A 13,593-nucleotide genomic window follows, 5' to 3' on the forward strand; every position below is an offset into this window, starting at 1 on the left:
GTCCGGCATTCGTCCCCGCACTTTCATAACGTGCGGCTGCTTTCATGATTCCCGGAACGGTGACTTTTCAGCCCTCAGTTCCCGCTGAGTACCCGCACCAGGTCCTCCGCCGTGCGGCAGCGGTCCAGGAGCTCCTTCACGTGCTTGCGCGTACCCCGCAGGGGCTCCAGCGTCGGGACGCGCTGCAGCGAGTCGCGGCCCGGGAGGTCGAAGATCACCGAGTCCCAGGAGGCCGCGGCCACGTCGTCCGCGTACTGCTCCAGGCACCGGCCCCGGAAGTAGGCCCGGGTGTCCTCCGGCGGCTTGCCCTCCGCGCGCTCCACCGCCGACTCCTCCACCAGCCGCTTCATCTTGCCGCGGGCCACCAGACGGTTGTAGAGGCCCTTCTCGGGCCGTACGTCCGCGTACTGCAGGTCCACCAGGTGGAGCCGGGCGGCGTCCCAGCCGAGCCCGTCCCGCCTCCGGTAGCCCTCCAGGATCTCGCGCTTCGCGATCCAGTCCAGCTCGCCCGACAGGCTCATCGGGTCGCTCTCCAGCCGGCCCAGCACGTCCTCCCAGCGGACCAGCACATCCTTGGTCTGCTCGTCCGCGTCGGAGCCGAAACGCTCGTCCACGTACTTCCTGGCCAGCTCGAAGTACTCCATCTGGAGTTGTACGGCGGTCAGGGTGCGGCCGCTGCGCAGCGTGATCAGGTGTTGCAGGTCGGGGTCGTGGGAGACCTGGTGCAGGGTCCGTACGGGCTGGTCCACGGCCAGGTCGACGTTGATGAAGGAGTCCTCGATCATCGAGAGGACGAGGGCGGTGGTGCCGAGCTTGAGGTACGTCGAGATCTCGGAGAGGTTGGCGTCGCCGATGATCACGTGCAGCCGGCGGTACTTCTCGGCGTCCGAGTGCGGCTCGTCGCGCGTGTTGATGATGGGCCGCTTGAGCGTCGTCTCCAGGCCGACCTCGACCTCGAAGTAGTCCGCGCGCTGGCTGATCTGGAAGCCGTGCTCGCGGCCGTCCTGGCCGATCCCGACCCGCCCCGCGCCGGTCACGACCTGGCGGGAGACGAAGAAGGGGGTCAGGTGGCGCACGATCTCCGAGAAGGGGGTCTCCCGCTTCATCAGGTAGTTCTCGTGCGTGCCGTAGGAGGCGCCCTTGTTGTCGGTGTTGTTCTTGTAGAGGTGGATGGGCTGGGCGCCGGGGAGCTGGGCGGCCCGGACGGCGGCCTCGGCCATGATCCGCTCGCCGGCCTTGTCCCAGAGGACGGCGTCGAGCGGATTGGTGATCTCCGGGGAGCTGTACTCGGGGTGCGCGTGGTCGACGTAGAGCCGTGCGCCGTTGGTCAGGATGACGTTGGCGAGGCCGATGTCCTCGTCGGTGAGCTGGCTGTTGTCGGCGGCCTCGCGGGCGAGGTCGAAGCCGCGGGCGTCCCGCAGCGGGTTCTCCTCCTCGAAGTCCCAGCGGGCGCGGCGCGCCCGGTGCATCGCCGCCGCGTAGGCGTTGACGATCTGGGACGAGGTGAGCATGGCATTGGCGTTCGGGTGCCCCGGGACGGAGATCCCGTACTCCGTCTCGATTCCCATTACTCGCCGTACGGTCATGCGGCCCTCCTTGCCCGGCGGCGCTCCCGTTCGGGAGCGGCGCTCAAGTACCGCTGGTGCTCCGGTGCGTGTGCGGTGCCCGTCCCCGCACTGCGCGACCGGCGGTACGGAAGAGCCTAGAACCACTCCGCGCTGGTGGGGAGATCATTTCAGTCATTGACTTCACCCCGTCACCGGCTGAAAAGAGCAGTCGGTAAAGCAGTCGGCTGCGGGTGCCCGGGTAGGGCATCCGCAGCCGCCCTGTCCGATCAGAGGTACTGACCGGTGTTCGCCACCGTGTCGATGGAGCGTCCGGTGTCCGCGCCCTGCTTTCCGGTGACGAGCGTGCGGATGAATACGATCCGCTCGCCCTTCTTGCCGGAGATCCGGGCCCAGTCGTCCGGGTTGGTGGTGTTCGGAAGGTCCTCGTTCTCCTTGAACTCGTCCACGCAAGCCTGGAGGAGGTGGGAGACCCGGAGGCCCTTCTGGTTGTGTTCGAGGAAGGCCTTGATGGCCATCTTCTTGGCCCGGTCCACGATGTTCTGGATCATGGCGCCGGAGTTGAAGTCCTTGAAGTACAGGACCTCCTTGTCGCCGTTGGCGTACGTGACCTCGAGGAAGCGGTTCTCCTCGGTTTCGGCGTACATCTGCTCGACGACCGTCTGGATCATGCTGTGGACGGCGACCTCGGGCGAGCCGGAGTGCTCGGTGAGGTCGTCGGTGTGGAGCGGCAGCGAGGCCTTGAGGTACTTGGCGAAGATGTCCTTCGCCGCTTCGGCGTCGGGGCGCTCGATCTTGATCTTCACGTCGAGCCGGCCGGGGCGCAGGATGGCCGGGTCGATCATGTCCTCGCGGTTGGAGGCGCCGATCACGATGACGTTCTCCAGGCCCTCCACACCGTCGATCTCGGCGAGCAGCTGGGGGACGATGGTGTTCTCCACGTCCGAGCTGACTCCGGATCCGCGGGTGCGGAAGAGGGATTCCATCTCGTCGAAGAAGACGATGACGGGGGTGCCCTCGCTGGCCTTCTCACGAGCACGCTGGAAGACGAGGCGGATGTGCCGCTCGGTCTCGCCGACGTACTTGTTGAGGAGTTCGGGGCCCTTGATGTTCAGGAAGTAGGACTTGCCCTGGGCCTGTCCGGTCACCTCGGCGACCTTCTTGGCAAGGGAGTTGGCCACTGCCTTGGCGATGAGCGTCTTGCCGCAGCCGGGAGGGCCGTACAGCAGGATGCCCTTCGGGGGCCGCAGTTCGTGTTCCTTGAAGAGGTCGGGGTAGAGGTACGGGAGCTCGACCGCGTCGCGGATCAGCTCGATCTGGTCGCCCAGGCCGCCGATCTTGTCGTAGTCGATGTCCGGGACCTCTTCGAGGACCAGGTCCTCGACCTCGCTCTTGGGGACCACCTCGTAGACGTAGCCGGAGCGGGGCTCGAGCAGGAGGGCGTCGCCGGGGCGGATGGTGATGTCCAGGAGCGGCTCGGCGAGCCTCACCACCCTTTCCTCGTCGGTGTGCCCGACCACCAGGGCGCGCTCGCCGTCCTCGAGGATCTCCTTGAGGGTGACGATGTCCCCGGCCCGTTCGAACTCCATGGCCTCGACCACGTTGAGGGCCTCGTTGAGCATGACCTCCTGGCCGCGCCGGAGGTCTTCCGGTTCGACGCTGGGGCTCACGTTCACGCGGAGCTTTCGGCCGCCGGTGAAGATGTCGACGGTGCCGTCTTCGTTCGCCTGAAGGAAGACGCCGAAGCCGGCCGGCGGCTGCGCGAGCCGGTCGACTTCCTCCTTGAGTGCGATGATCTGGTCGCGGGCCTCACGGAGCGTATTTGCCAGTCGCTCGTTTTGCGCGGAGACGCCGGCCAGGTTTGTCTGGAGCTCGACGATCCGCTCTTCGAGAATCCTCGTGTGTCGCGGAGAGTCGGCGAGCTTACGTCGCAGGACGGCGATTTCCTGCTCGAGATAGGCAACCTGACCGGCGGGGTCCTCAGACCCTCGCCCCGGCCGGATGCCGCGGTTGATGTCGTCGTCGTGGGCTGCCACGGTCCTCACCTCCTCCAAGGGGAGCTGGACGCTTCCTGACCCTACCTGGGCTGGTGGTGATTGAAACCCCTAGATCACAAAGACGGTAGAGGTGTGTCCGATCTTCACCCTTGCGTACTCCCTCACGCCAAGGAAATACCCACCCATCAACATCGGAAAGCGGCCGGTTGTAAGGTCGAACTGTTCAACACCCGTCAGGGCTCGCGCGACTTGCCGCGGCTTGTGGCGGAAACGGATCACTGAGCGCAGGGAACGGCAGGAGATATGACCGTGCAGCAGGAGGCTCCCACGGGTGGTGCCGGGCAGGCCGGCGAGCCGCTCGAGGTCTGGATCGACCAGGACCTGTGCACCGGTGACGGCATCTGTGTGCAGTACGCGCCGGAGGTGTTCGAGCTGGACATCGACGGTCTGGCGTACGTGAAGAGCCCCGAGGACGAGCTTCTGGTGGACGCGGGGGCGACGACTCCGGTTCCCCTCACGCTCCTCCAGGACGTGGTGGACTCGGCGAAGGAATGCCCGGGCGACTGCATCCACGTAAGGCGCGTTTCGGACAGGGTCGAGGTCTACGGTCCCGACGCGGAGTGACGGTTCAAACACTTCTGGCGTCTGAGTTCGTCAGCTCCTGGCGGAATTTTCCGCCGCTCCAGCGCCACTTGGCGAGCTGCTTCACGTCGGGGCTGTAGCGGGGCACCTGGGGCGAGGAGTAACCGAGGAGGCTGGCGGTGACGACTCCGTCGCGCACGGTGAGCTCGGTGGCGGTCTGCCTCTTCCCGGCCTCCAGCAGGGTGGCCACGACCCTGGGCGTCGAGCCCGGCGCCTTGTCCTGGGCGAGTACGTAGATCGCGTGGGGCGGGGTGCCGGATCCGGCGTCGCAGCGTACGGCGGCCACGGTCTCGGGGCGGCCGTCGCCGTCGAGGTCGCCCTGGGCGGTGGCCGTGACGGCCGTGGGGAGGCCCTTGCAGTCCAGCGGGTACGTGACCGCCGCCGGGTCGGGGGCCGCGGCCTGCGGGCCGCTCGCGGGGGCCGCCGCAGGGCCGGCGTGGCCGGTGGCGGAGGCGTCGGGCTGGATGAGTCCCGCGGCGGCTATGACGGCGGCCATGGCGGTGGCCGTGGCGAGCCAGTGCAGGGGCCTGGCGCTGCTGTGGGCCAGGAATTCCGGTGTCGGCGTCAGCTCGGCGGGGCGGTGCGGCACGCGGGGTGTCTCCTGTGCGAAGGGTGACGGGGAGCCAGCATCGTGCCACACCTCACACCGGGGCGGAACGGCCGGGTCCGTGTCGGCTGGGGCCGGTATGGGGGGCCACTGGCGGGACAACGAAAAGGCGCTGTGGCGCAGTTCCCGGATCGTCCGGGGAACTGCGCCACAGCGCCTTGGTGTTGGCTGGGGCCGGGTGGCCTCGCCGCCGCTTACGCGGAGCGGTCGCTGCCGGGTCCGTCGTAGTCCTCGCCGTAGGCGCCCTTGGCGGGGCGGCGGCGGCGCATGGGCGGCTCGACGCCGTCCGCGAGGCGCCGGGCGGTGACGAGGAAGCCGGTGTGGCCGATCATCCGGTGGTCCGGGCGGACGGCCAGGCCCTCGACGTGCCAGTTGCGGATCATCGATTCCCACGGCTGCGGCTCGGCGAAGCAGCCGATCTCGCGGATGGACTCGACGGTCTTGGAGAGCTGGGTGGTGGTGGCCACGTAGCAGCAGAGGATGCCGCCGGGGACGAGGGCCTTCTTGACCGCGTCCAGGCACTCCCAGGGGGCGAGCATGTCGAGGATCACGCGGTCGACGTCGGTCTCGTCCAGGTTGTCCTGGAGGTCGCCCACGGTCAGCTTCCACGCGGGGTGGGGGCCGCCGAAGTAGCGCTCGACGTTGGCGGTGGCGATCTCGGCGAAGTCCGCGCGGCGCTCGTAGCTGTGGAGCATGCCCTGGTCGCCGATGGCGCGCAGCAGGAAGCTGCTCAGGGAGCCGGAGCCCACCCCCGCCTCCACGACGCGGGCGCCGGGGAAGATGTCGGCGAAGGCCAGGATCTGGCCCGCGTCCTTGGGGTAGACCACGGCGGCGCCGCGGGGCATGGACAGGACATAGTCGGGGAGCAGGGGACGCAGCGCGAGATAGGCGACGTTGCCCGTGGTACGGACGACGCTTCCCTCGGGGGAGCCGATCAGCTCGTCGTGCGGGAAGGAACCCTTGTGGGTGTGGAAATTCTTCCCGGCTTCGAGCGTGAACGTGTAGTGGCGGCCCTTGGGGTCGGTGAGCTGAACCTGGTCCCCGACCTCGAAGGGCCCGCGTCGGCGGGCGGCACCGGTCGGTTCGGACATGTGACCAGTGTATTGGCTTCAGGACTGGGGCCGCGCCATGGCCTTCACGAAGGCCTTCTCGACGTCGAGGGTGGACAGGACGCCGTAGATCTCGCCGGAGGGCTCGAGGACGAGGTACTCGCTGGCGGGGGTGGCCCGGAGGTGGTCGAGGAGCTCTTCGCCGAAGAGCTCGGCCGAGACCCTCATCCCGTCGGTGAGCTCTTGGGCGAGGGTGCTCACGGCGACCCAGGGGCGGCGGTGCTCGGGGACGGAGGCGATGGCGCTCTCGCGGACGATGGACAGCGGATCGCCGTGGCCGTCGACGACGACGATGGCGCGGGCTCCGTGGGCGTTGGCCCGGCGCAGGGCCTCCGAGAGCGGGGTGGCGTTCTCCACGGGGACGGCGCGCCGGGTGAGGGTGCGGGCGCGCAGTTCGGGGAGGTGCTCGCGCAGGCGGGCCATGCGCAGGCTGTTGCCGGCGCCGGTCCAGATGATGGCGGCGAGGATCGCGGCGAGCAGGGCGTCCATGACGGTGTTCATGCCGGTCGACTCGATGGCGCCCGCACCGGTGCCCAGGATGCCGGTGTGGGTGATCATCGGGAGTCCGATGAGGACGGCGACGGCGAGGCCCCGGCCGACCCAGGCGGCGGCGACGGTGCCGGTCATGGGCTTGCCGGTGATGCCCCAGATGACGGCGCGCAGCATGCGGCCCCCGTCGAGGGGGAGGCCGGGGAGCAGGTTGAAGGCGGCGACGAGCAGGTTGGAGATCATCAGGCCGGCGAGCAGGACGCCGGGGACGGTGGCCGGGTCGACGAGCTCCATGCCGAGGTAGAAGGCGCCGGCGAGGAGGATCGACAGGAGGGGGCCGACGAAGGCGAGGACGAATTCGCGGCCGGGGGTCTCGGACTCCTTCTCGATCTCGGAGACGCCGCCGAAGAACTGGAGCTGGATCCGGCGCACGGGCAGTTTGAAGCGCAGCGCGGCCACGGTGTGGGCGAGTTCGTGGACGAGGACCGAGGCGTAGAAGGCGACGGCGAAGAAGAGGGAGACGAGGTAGCGGGCCGGGCCGAGGTCGGGCAGGACGCGGTCGAGCTGGTCGCCGAAGACCCAGGTGATGAGGGCGGCGACGAGGAACCAGCTGGGCGAGACGTAGACGGGCACGCCGAAGGGGCGGCCCATGAGGATGCCGCCGCCCGGTCCGGAGCGCTTGTCTGCGCGCTCGCCGGTTTCGTCGGTGTCTGCCACGGCTGTCCTTCGTTCGGTGCTGTCCGGCGGGTTGCGGCCGGCGGTGCTTTCAGTGTGGTGCAGGTGCACGTTCGGTGCGGGGCGGGGTTCCGGTAGCGCGGTGTGATGCTCCGATCATGCAGTGCGAGGGTGCTCGTCGTCGATGGTATGCGCGCGCTGTCGGTCGCGGGTCGTAGGGTTTTGTCCATGACGACGAGCCCCGGTCCGGTTCCTGGCGCAGCCGATGCCGACGCAGCGCCGCGCGCTGTGGCGCCCTCTTCGCTCTCCCCTTCGCGGGCGAGCGATTTCATGCAGTGCCCGCTGCTGTACCGGTTCCGGGTGATCGACAAGCTGCCGGAGAAGCCGAGTGCGGCGGCGACGCGGGGCACGCTGGTGCACGCGGTGCTGGAGCGGCTCTTCGACCACCCGGCGGTGGAGCGGACGGCGCCGCGGGCGAAGGCGCTGATCCCGGGGCAGTGGGACCGGCTGCTGGAGTCGAAGCCGGAGCTGGTGGAGCTGTTCCCGGAGGCGGACGAGGGGGCGGGGCTGGCGCGCTGGCTGACGGAGGCCGAGGCGCTGGTGGAGCGGTGGTTCACGCTGGAGGACCCGACGCGGCTGGAGCCGGTGGAGCGGGAGTTCTTCGTGGAGACGGAGCTGGAGTCGGGGCTGCGGCTGCGCGGGATCATCGACCGGGTGGACGTGGCGCCGTCGGGCGAGGTGCGGATCGTCGACTACAAGACGGGCAAGGCGCCGCGGCCGGAGTACGCCGAGGGCGCCCTGTTCCAGATGAAGTTCTACGCGCTGGTGGTGTGGCGGCTGAAGCAGGTCGTGCCGCGGCGGCTGCAGCTGGTGTACCTGGGCAGCGGGGACGTGCTGACGTACGACCCGGTGATCGCGGATCTGGAGCGGGTGGAGCGCAAGCTGCTGGCGCTGTGGGACGCGATCAAGGAGGCGACGGAGACGGGTGACTGGCGGCCGCGGCCGACGAAGCTGTGCGGCTGGTGCGATCACCGGGCGGTGTGTCCGGAGTTCGGCGGGACTCCCCCGGTCTATCCGCTGGTGATCGCCCCGAGGCCCGAGGCCGGTCCCGGGGCCGGGGCCGGGGAATCCTGAGGGGCCGGTCAGGGCAGAATGGGCGGCGTCCGTCGATGCCGCCGTACGAATACGAGGTACCCCACCGTGGCGATCCGCGTCCTACTGGTCGACGACCAGCCGCTGCTGCGCACCGGCTTCCGGATGATCCTGGAGGCCGAACAGGACCTGGCGGTCGTCGGCGAGGCCGGGGACGGTCTGCAGGCGCTGGACCAGGTGCGGGCGCTGCAGCCCGACGTGGTGCTGATGGACATCCGGATGCCCCGGATGGACGGGGTGGAGGCGACCCGGCAGATCACGGGTCCGGGCCGGGACGGTCCGGCGAAGGTGCTCGTGCTGACCACCTTCGACCTGGACGAGTACGTGGTGGAGGCGCTGCGGGCGGGGGCGAGCGGGTTCCTGCTGAAGGACGCGCCGGCCGTGGAGCTGGTGCAGGCGATCCGGGTGGTCGCGGGCGGCGAGGCGATGCTGGCGCCGAGCATCACGCGGCGGCTGCTGGACAAGTACGCGGGCCATCTGCCGTCGGGCGAGGAGAGCGTGCCGGACACTCTGGGCACGCTGACCGAGCGGGAGGTCGAGGTGCTGAAGCTGGTGGCGCGCGGCCTGTCGAACGCGGAGATCGCGGCGGACCTGTTCGTCAGCGAGACGACGGTGAAGACGCACGTGGGGCACGTGCTGACGAAGCTGGGCCTGCGCGACCGGGTCCAGGCGGCGGTGTACGCGTACGAGAGCGGTCTGGTGCGGCCGGGCGCCGGGGCGTAGGACCGCCCGGGGACGGCCGAAGGGGCCGGCGGCCGCATCGCGCGGCTGCCGGCCCCTTCGCCGTACCGGGTCGGGTCAGCCCTTGCTGATCTCCCAGAAGCGGAAGACGGTGGAGGCGTCCAGCGACCACTGCAGGCCGGTCACGTTCTGGCGGGTGACGGCGTACTGCTTGCTCTGCCAGAGCGGGAGCAGCGGGATCTCGTCGGCGACGATGTCCTGCAGCCGGTTGTAGTCCGTGTTGGCGGCGGTGCGGTCGGACTTGGCGGCGGTCGACGGGATGATCGTCCCGCTGATCTCCTTGTTGTCGTAGTTGTTGTGCACGACGTTGTCCGGGCCGAAGAACGGCTGGGTGAAGCTGTCGGCGTCGGGGTAGTCGGGGACCCAGCCCTTGACGTACACGCCGTACTTGCCGTCCTGGATGTCCTTCTCGTACTGCGTGAACTCGACGGACTTGACGTCGGCCTCGAAGAGTCCGCTCTCGTTGAGCTGCTTGGCGATGAGCTGGAACTGCTGGTCGGTGGAGGGGCCGTTGCGGGTCGTCGTCGAGTACAGGGTGATCTTCACCTTGTCCTTGATGCCGGCGGCGCGCAGGACGGCCTCGGCCTTCTTCGGCTGCGGGCTGCCGCCGTAGCGGTCGAAGAAGGCGGTGTTGTGGGAGGCGATGCCGGCCGGGACGATCGAGTACAGGGAGGTCGTCGTGCCGTCGTAGACCTCCTTGACGATCGCTTCGCGGTCCACGAGGTAGGCGATGGCCTTGCGGATCGGGAGCTTGCCGGCGACCGGGTCGTTCATGTTGAAGACGAGGTGCTCGACTTCGGCGCCGGTGCCCTGGACGACCTCGACCTTGTTGTCCCCGGTCTTGGTGGAGGACATGGCGGCGATGTCCTTGGCGGCGAGGCCGCGGAAGGCGAAGTCGACGTCGCCGCCCTCGAGGACCTTCTTCAGGGCGGCCTGGTCGCCGTTGAAGAACTTGAGGGTGACGCCGGTGTTCTTCGCCTTGGCCTTGCCGCTGTAGTTCTCGTTGACGGAGAACCCGGCGCTCTTGTCGTTGAAGGAGTCCAGCTTGTAGACGCCCGAGCCGACGGCCTTGTTGTCGGTGCGGAGCTTGTCGGCCGGGTACTCGCTGTGGTCGACGATGGAGCCCGCGCCCGAGGCGATCTTGCTGGGGAAGGTCGCGTCGGAGGTCTTGAGGCGGAAGACGACGGTCTTGTCGTCGGGGGTGTCGATGCCGGCGATCGACGAGAGCATCACGGCGGGGCCGTTGTCGTCGTTGATCTTCAGCGTGCGCTCGAAGGAGTACTTGACGTCCTTGGAGGTGAGCGGGTGGCCGTTGCTGAACTTCAGGCCGGCGCGCAGGGTGCACTTGTAGAGCTTGCTGTCGCCGCCCTCGAAGTTGCAGCTCTGCGCGGCGTCGGGCTCCGGCGTGGTGCCGCCGCCCTTGGGGAAGGCCAGCAGGGACTGGAAGACGTTGTTGAAGAGCAGCCAGGACCCGGCGTCGTAGCCGGAGGCGGGGTCGGTGGACCGTACCCGGTCGGATATGCCCATGACCACGCCCTTGCCGCCGCCGTCGGCGGTGGGGCTGCCGGTCGAACCGCAACCGCTGAGCAGTGCGGCGGCGGTGGCCGCGCCGAGCGGGGCCGCAAGCCACTGGTTACGTCTCATCACGCGAACGTCCTTCACAGTCAGTCGAACTGTTTCGTTGCGCCGGCCTGCGACACCCGCCGCCGGTACTGCCGGTACTGCCGGTCTCAGCCGCTGACGCCGCGGCCGAGTTCCCACAGCTGGAGGTCGGAGATGGCGTTGACCGACCACTCCACTCCGGTGATCCCGTCGCGTGCGGCGACGTACTGCTTGCCCTGCCACAGGGGCAGGACGGGCACGTCCTCGGCGACGATGTCCTGCATCTCCGTGATCGCGGGGACGGCGACGTTGCGGTCGACGGCGCGCCGGGAGTCGGGGATGAGCCTGGTGCGCACCGCGGCGTTGGCGTACGGCGTGCCCAGGAAGTTGTCCTGCTCCAGGAACGGGGCGAGGAAGTTGTCGGCGTCCGGGTAGTCGGGGAACCAGCCGAGCCCGTAGGCGGCGTAGTCGCCCTTCTTCTGCGCGGGCCGGAAGTCGGACCAGTCGGAGCCCTGGACGGTGACGTCGAACAGCTGGGTGGAGTTCAGCTGGTTCTTCAGGGTCTCGAACTCGGTGGCCGTGCCGTCGCCGTAGTGGTCCTTGGTGTAGTTCAGCGTCAGCTTGACCGGGGTCTTGATCCCGGCGGCCTTCAGCAGGTCGGCGGCCTTCGCGGTGTTGGCCTCGCCGTACTTGTTGAAGAAGGAGTTGACGTGGCCGGGCACCGAGGAGGGGACCAGCGAGTACAGCGGCTGCGCGGCCTTGCCGTAGACCTTGTCGATGATCGCGTTGCGGTCGACGGCGGCGGCGAGGGCCTGGCGTACGGCCTTGTCCTTGACGGCCGGGGCATCGGTGTTGAAGCCGATGTAGCGGATCTCCAGGCCGGGCATCGGGACCAGCTTGACGCCCTTGGGCGGCTTGGCGGCGAACTCGGTGATCTGGGCGGGCGACAGGGTGCGCGAGACCACGTGGACGGATCCGGCGGTGAGGGCCTTGCCCATGGCCGCGGAGTCGTCGAAGGTGCGCAGCTCGACCTTGTCGTTCTGCAGCTTCAAGTCGCCCTTGTAGTTGGGGTTCTTGGTGAAGACGGCCCGGACGAGGTGGTTGTCCTTGACCTCGGCCTTCATCGTGTACGGGCCGGAGCCGTCGACGGCGAAGCCCTCGCGGAGCTTCTTCGCGTCGTAGTTCTTCTCGCTGACGATGCCGGCGGCCGGGGTGGAGAGCTTGTACGGGAAGGTCGCGTCCGGGGTCTTCAGGTGGAAGACGACGGTGTCGGCGGACTTCACCTCGACGGTGTCGAGGGTGGAGAGCAGCGAGGAGGGGCCGTTCTCGTCCTTGATGGCGAGGACGCGGTCGATGGAGAACTTGACGTCCTTGGCCGTCAGGGGCTCGCCGTTCGCGAACTTGAGGCCGGAGCGCAGGGTGCAGCGGTAGCTCTCGTTGCCCGTGTCGGTGAAGCGGCAGTCGGATGCCGCTTCGGGGACGGGCTGGCCGCCGCCGCGGGGGGTGTGCATCAGCGTCTGGACGGTCTGCCGCAGGACGTTCCAGGCACCGGCGTCGTAGGCGTAGGCCGGGTCGAACGGTGCGGGGGCGTAGTCGGCCGCCTCGAACCGGTCGGTGGTCCCGACGACGATCACTCCGGATCCCGCTCCTCCTCCGCTCGTGCTGCCGCAGGCAGCGAGCGTGGGGGTGAGCAGTCCGGCCGCGGCCGTCAGCACCAGGGTCTTGCGGTTCATGCTGGAAGTACTCCCTTGACCGGCACTTGCTCAAAGCGGCGTAAAGGGCACTTCGCGGCGGTCGCCCGTTCAGGGCGGAACGATCGGGCCGGTGTTGTGACGATCGGTCCACGCGGTCCCGGCACATGGGTGTGCGTCCGGGACAGCAGAGGTGCGGCGTAGTGCCCGCGTCGACATTAGTGGTCTGGGAGGGGATGGCTTGAACTGGCAGGACTTGGGGCGTAATCGCACGGTGATGGGTGCGGACTGCCTGTCTATGTCCCGGTCACCGCAGATTCGGTCAGGAGCTGATCAATCCGGACACAAGGGCAGGTTTCCAAGCCCCCGGACAGGTCCGTCGGGGGCTTGGCGGGTGACAAAGGTCACCTGTTAAAACTGCCACGGAAAGGATGGAATTTCAGCCTCCAGGCCATGGAACGGAAGATCCTTCCGTGGGACCTCGGTCACACCACGATTCCGTTCGGCACTGAGCGTATGCGATCAGTTCATCGGAGTGATGAGGGAGCGCAGGAACGGAAGGTCCACGTCCTCCAGCGAGCGGACGATGGTGCGGCCGGGCGCGGGCGCGATGGTGCCGACGGAGGGCACGGCCACGACCCGGCAGCCGGCGGCCTCGGCGGAGGCCACGCCCGTCGCGGTGTCCTCGATGACCGCGCAGCGCGAGGGGTGCGCGCCGAGGGTGCGGGCGGCGAGCAGGTACGGGTCGGGGTGCGGCTTCGTACGGGCCACCTCGTCGCCGGCCACGCTCAGCGCGAACCGCTCGGGGCCCAGGGTGAGCAGCACCCGGTCGATGACGCTGCGGTGCGAGGCGGAGACGAGGGCGGTGGGCACGTTGTGCCGCGCCAGCTCGGCCAGCAGCCGCTCGGCGCCGGGCATCAGCGGGACCTGATCGGCGATCCGCGCCTCGAACCGCTCGTTCAGCAGGACGCTCAGCTCCGAAAGGGTGATCGCGGCGCCGGTGGACTCGATGAGGAAGGCGGCGCTGCGCGTCATCGGCCCGCCGACGACGACGTCGCGCCAGGACTCCTCGAGCCGGTGGCCGAGCTCGCCGAAGACGTCCACCTCGATCTCCCACCAGAAGCCCTCGGTGTCGACGAGGGTGCCGTCCATGTCCAGCAGCACCGCCTGCAGGGCATGCCCGTCGGCCGTACGGGCGACGGACGCGGGAACGGTGCTGGTCATCCGGCACACACCTCTCTCAGGGGACGAGAAGGCCGGCCGCCTCTTCCCCGCGGGCATGGCCCGGGGAAACAGGCGACCGGCCTGTATGGGACCGACAAG

At 68.9% G+C, this 13,593-nt stretch carries 10 protein-coding genes and 1 pseudogene; 3 read left to right on the forward strand and 8 right to left on the reverse strand.

From position 1 onward, the window contains the following. Positions 1-74: 74 nt before the first annotated feature. A complete protein-coding gene (dop, locus tag ACFY1T_RS13150; RefSeq protein WP_030860265.1) occupies positions 75-1,586 on the reverse strand; it encodes a depupylase/deamidase Dop in 1,512 nt (503 codons plus the stop codon). Between the two features lie 248 nt (positions 1,587-1,834). Further along, positions 1,835-3,601: a proteasome ATPase gene (gene arc, locus ACFY1T_RS13155; RefSeq protein WP_030860268.1), complete on the reverse strand. Its 1,767-nt coding sequence runs from the start codon at positions 3,599-3,601 to the stop codon at positions 1,835-1,837. Between the two features lie 264 nt (positions 3,602-3,865). Between arc and ACFY1T_RS13160 the strand changes: the two genes are divergently transcribed. Further along, positions 3,866-4,186 carry a ferredoxin gene (locus ACFY1T_RS13160; RefSeq protein ID WP_030860269.1) on the forward strand — a complete coding sequence of 107 codons (321 nt, stop codon included), beginning with the start codon at positions 3,866-3,868 and terminating at the stop codon, positions 4,184-4,186. A gap of 4 nt (positions 4,187-4,190) precedes the next feature. On the opposite strand, the gene ACFY1T_RS13165 is transcribed toward ACFY1T_RS13160, so the two are convergent. The 3 genes and pseudogenes from ACFY1T_RS13165 to ACFY1T_RS13175 form a co-directional block, all read right to left on the reverse strand. Beyond that, positions 4,191-4,793, reverse strand: coding sequence for a hypothetical protein (locus ACFY1T_RS13165; RefSeq protein ID WP_390788202.1), 603 nt, complete (start codon positions 4,791-4,793; stop codon positions 4,191-4,193). 212 nt (positions 4,794-5,005) lie between these two features. After that, a complete protein-coding gene (locus ACFY1T_RS13170) occupies positions 5,006-5,902 on the reverse strand; it encodes a tRNA (adenine-N1)-methyltransferase (protein WP_030860276.1) in 897 nt (298 codons plus the stop codon). An 18-nt stretch (positions 5,903-5,920) separates the two neighbouring features. Beyond that, positions 5,921-7,081: pseudogene (locus tag ACFY1T_RS13175) on the reverse strand (site-2 protease family protein); the annotation flags it as partial. 231 nt (positions 7,082-7,312) lie between these two features. Between ACFY1T_RS13175 and ACFY1T_RS13180 the strand changes: the two are divergent. Beyond that, positions 7,313-8,218 (forward strand): RecB family exonuclease, encoded by a 906-nt coding sequence (locus ACFY1T_RS13180; protein WP_390788203.1) that lies wholly within the window; start codon positions 7,313-7,315, stop codon positions 8,216-8,218. Between the two features lie 66 nt (positions 8,219-8,284). Further along, complete coding sequence (locus ACFY1T_RS13185; protein ID WP_030860282.1) at positions 8,285-8,959, forward strand: response regulator transcription factor; 675 nt, start codon at positions 8,285-8,287, stop codon at positions 8,957-8,959. A 75-nt stretch (positions 8,960-9,034) separates the two neighbouring features. On the opposite strand, the gene ACFY1T_RS13190 is transcribed toward ACFY1T_RS13185, so the two are convergent. From ACFY1T_RS13190 to ACFY1T_RS13200, 3 genes are all read right to left on the reverse strand, one after another. Continuing rightward, positions 9,035-10,621 carry an ABC transporter substrate-binding protein gene (locus ACFY1T_RS13190; protein ID WP_390788204.1) on the reverse strand — a complete coding sequence of 529 codons (1,587 nt, stop codon included), beginning with the start codon at positions 10,619-10,621 and terminating at the stop codon, positions 9,035-9,037. An 86-nt stretch (positions 10,622-10,707) separates the two neighbouring features. After that, the gene (locus ACFY1T_RS13195) at positions 10,708-12,312 is read right to left on the reverse strand and encodes an ABC transporter substrate-binding protein (protein ID WP_390788205.1); all 1,605 of its coding nucleotides are present in this window, start codon (positions 12,310-12,312) and stop codon (positions 10,708-10,710) included. A gap of 480 nt (positions 12,313-12,792) precedes the next feature. After that, positions 12,793-13,494 (reverse strand): HAD family hydrolase, encoded by a 702-nt coding sequence (locus ACFY1T_RS13200; RefSeq protein ID WP_390788206.1) that lies wholly within the window; start codon positions 13,492-13,494, stop codon positions 12,793-12,795. Positions 13,495-13,593: the final 99 nt, after the last annotated feature.

It is taken from the genome of Streptomyces sp. NPDC001194, from assembly GCF_042896985.1.
GTDB lineage: Bacteria > Actinomycetota > Actinomycetes > Streptomycetales > Streptomycetaceae > Streptomyces.

Coding starts and splice junctions, on each gene's coding strand:
- dop (WP_030860265.1), bottom strand. CDS start 1,586: ATGACCGTACGGCGAGTAATGGGAATCGAGACGGAGTACGGGATCTCC.
- ACFY1T_RS13160 (WP_030860269.1), top strand. CDS start 3,866: ATGACCGTGCAGCAGGAGGCTCCCACGGGTGGTGCCGGGCAGGCCGGC.
- ACFY1T_RS13170 (WP_030860276.1), bottom strand. CDS start 5,902: ATGTCCGAACCGACCGGTGCCGCCCGCCGACGCGGGCCCTTCGAGGTC.
- ACFY1T_RS13180 (WP_390788203.1), top strand. CDS start 7,313: ATGACGACGAGCCCCGGTCCGGTTCCTGGCGCAGCCGATGCCGACGCA.
- ACFY1T_RS13190 (WP_390788204.1), bottom strand. CDS start 10,621: ATGAGACGTAACCAGTGGCTTGCGGCCCCGCTCGGCGCGGCCACCGCC.
- ACFY1T_RS13195 (WP_390788205.1), bottom strand. CDS start 12,312: ATGAACCGCAAGACCCTGGTGCTGACGGCCGCGGCCGGACTGCTCACC.
- ACFY1T_RS13200 (WP_390788206.1), bottom strand. CDS start 13,494: ATGACCAGCACCGTTCCCGCGTCCGTCGCCCGTACGGCCGACGGGCAT.